Raw genomic sequence first — 2,649 nt, forward strand, 5'->3', positions numbered from 1 at the left:
CTTTACCAATTTGTCACCATGGAAGATGAGGTAGGCCATGATTTCAAACAGCTGCCTCTGGCAGAGGTAGATATCGAGATCCTGTTTGGCTGGATGCAGGATTATTTCGGCTAGCTGATCACGCTGGTGCCAGCCTGGCGCTCGAGAATGGCTAAAGCGTCTTCCAGACGACCGATCCCGCTGATGCCACCACTGGCGGCAAAATCATTTGCAGCCGCCAGTTTGGGGCCCATCGAGCCGGCAGGCAGATCCAGGTTGCGGGCTTCGGCGAGAGTAAGCGTGGCGATGGCGGTAGCATTGTCCTTGCCGAAGTCGCGGTAGATCGCATCCACGTCTGTCAGCAGCAGCAAGGCATCGGCGCCCAGCTGGCGAGCGAGCAACGCACTGGCTGCATCCTTGTCTATTACCGCTTCCACACCGACCATGCTGCCATCTTCCCGGCGCAGTATCGGAATGCCGCCGCCGCCAGCGCAAATGATGACTACATTCTGCTCCAGCAATAGCTTAAGCACCCGCATGTCGGGTATTTCCAGTGGCTTGGGGGAGGGCACAACCCGCCGCCATTTGTCGCCGTCCCGCGCTATATGCCAGCCGGCGGCCTGGGCCTTGGCTTCGGCTTCTTCGCGCTCGTATACCGGGCCGACAAACTTGGTCGGTTTCTTGAAGGCAGGATCGTCCTTGTCGACCAGTACCTGGGTCAGCAAGGTGGCCACCGGCCGGTCATGATCCAGCGCGTTTTCCAGTTCCTGCTCGATGATATAACCGATCATGCCTTCTGTTTCTGCGCCCAGAACGTCGAGGGGATAAGCCTCGTCCGGCTTGTACGCGGCGCCTTGCAGAGCCAGCAAGCCGACTTGTGGGCCGTTGCCATGGGTGACAACCAGCTGATGGCCGGCGCGGATGATGCTGGCGAGCGCCTGCGCTGCAATTCTTACATTGGCGCGCTGAGCCTGGGCGGTGAGCGGTTGGCCACGCCGCAACAAGGCGTTGCCTCCGAGGGCTGCGACTACGAGCATGTCATCACTCCCGTTGTCATGGTCCGAGGGTGGCTACAAGCACCGCCTTGATGGTGTGCATCCGGTTTTCCGCCTGGTCGAACACGATCGAGGCCGGGCTTTCAAATACCTCGTCGGTCACTTCCATGGCATCGATGCCGAATTCCGCCTGTATCTCCTTGCCGACTGCGGTTTCCGTATTGTGGAATGCGGGGAGGCAGTGCATGAACCTTACACGGGGGTTTCCGGTCTTCTTCATCAGGTCAGCATTGACCTGGTAAGGCTGCAGCAGTTTTATCCGCTCGGCCCACTTCTCCTTCGGCTCGCCCATCGACACCCATACGTCGGTATACACGAAATCCACATCTTTCACGGCCGCATCGATGTCTTCGGTAATCATGATTCGGGCGCCGGTGGTTTCGGCGATGGTTCTGGCTTCCTGCTGAATCGCTTCTGTAGGCCAGCAGGCTTTGGGCGCGCACAGCCGTACATCCATACCCATCTTGGCGCCGCCGATAAGCAGACTGTCGCCCATGTTATTGGCGGCGTCCCCGATGAACACAAACGCGACCTCGCGCAGGGGTTTTTCCACGTTTTCCTGCATGGTGAGAAAGTCGGCGAGTATCTGTGTGGGGTGAAACTCGTTCGTCAGGCCGTTGTAGACCGGCACGCCGGCATACTGCGCCAGCTCCTCCACCAGTGCCTGGCCGAATCCCCGGTATTCAATCGCGTCATACACCCGGCCCAGGACCCGAGCAGTGTCCTTGACCGATTCCTTATGACCGATATGCGTACCCGTGGGCCCAAGATAGGTGACGCGCGCGCCCTGGTCGAATGCAGCAACTTCAAAACCGACGCGGGTGCGGGTGGAGTTCTTTTCAAAGATCAGGGCAATGTCCTTGCCCCTCAGTTGTGGCACTTCGGTGCCAGCGTATTTGGCCGTTTTGAGATCAGCGGAAAGCTTGAGCAGAAAACCGATTTCCCGCGGCGTGAAATCGCGCAGTGTCAGGAAATGCCGGTTCTTGAGATTAAAGGCCATGGGTAAACTCCTGCGTTGTCAGACTGCATCTCGTATGGTCGGACAGCTCATGCAGCGCCCGCCGCCTCGGCCGCGGCCCAGTTCAGCGCCGGGTATCGCAAGTACTTCAATGCCCGCTGCTTCGAGTGCGGCGTTGGTGTCGTCATTGCGGTCGTAGCCAATAACGACACCGGGACTCAGGGCGAGCACATTGTTGCCGTCGTTCCACTGTTCGCGCTCCCTTTCGGCCGGGGTTTCGCCACCGGTGGCGACTATCTCCAGCGAGGGGTATCCGAGCACATCGGCCACAACGTCGAACAGGGGTCGTGGATCCTGCTCGAACGCAAGATGTTTGTCGCCCTTGCCCGGCCGCAGGTCGTAACAGACCATCTGATCGGCGACCTCTTTGAAGGTAGTCACCACATTGCCGCCGCAGAAGGTAAAAACGGTATCCAGGTGCATGGCAGAACGGCTCTTGGGAATCTGGCAGGCAACGATCCGGTCAGCGGTGCCGCTGTCGAACAGGGCCTTGGCCAACTGGCCGATTGCCTGGGGGGAGGAGCGCTCGCCCATGCCCACCAGTACCGCACCATTGCCTACCGGCATGATGTCGCCACCCTCCAGCGTAGCCAGGGC

Annotated in this window: 3 protein-coding genes; all 3 read right to left on the bottom strand. The window is 59.6% G+C overall.

What is annotated here, in order from left to right; all coding sequences use genetic code 11:
* Positions 1-110: 110 nt before the first annotated feature.
* Complete coding sequence (gene arcC, locus ABYA88_RS16020) at positions 111-1,016, bottom strand: carbamate kinase (RefSeq protein ID WP_373188383.1); 906 nt, start codon at positions 1,014-1,016, stop codon at positions 111-113.
* A 16-nt stretch (positions 1,017-1,032) separates the two neighbouring features.
* Entirely contained in the window at positions 1,033-2,034 is a 1,002-nt protein-coding gene (locus tag ABYA88_RS16025) for an ornithine carbamoyltransferase (protein ID WP_373188384.1), read from the bottom strand.
* Positions 2,035-2,052: 18 nt separating this feature from the next.
* On the bottom strand, positions 2,053-2,649 hold a 597-nt coding region (locus ABYA88_RS16030; protein WP_373188385.1), incomplete at its 5' end, for an arginine deiminase family protein.

Origin of the sequence: Halopseudomonas sp., from assembly GCF_041579695.1 — a bacterium.
In the GTDB taxonomy this organism is placed as follows: domain Bacteria; phylum Pseudomonadota; class Gammaproteobacteria; order Pseudomonadales; family Pseudomonadaceae; genus Halopseudomonas.

Excerpts from the sequence above, each read along its gene's own strand:
- arcC (WP_373188383.1), bottom strand. The coding sequence starts at position 1,016 with ATGCTCGTAGTCGCAGCCCTCGGAGGCAACGCCTTGTTGCGGCGTGGC.
- ABYA88_RS16025 (WP_373188384.1), bottom strand. The coding sequence starts at position 2,034 with ATGGCCTTTAATCTCAAGAACCGGCATTTCCTGACACTGCGCGATTTC.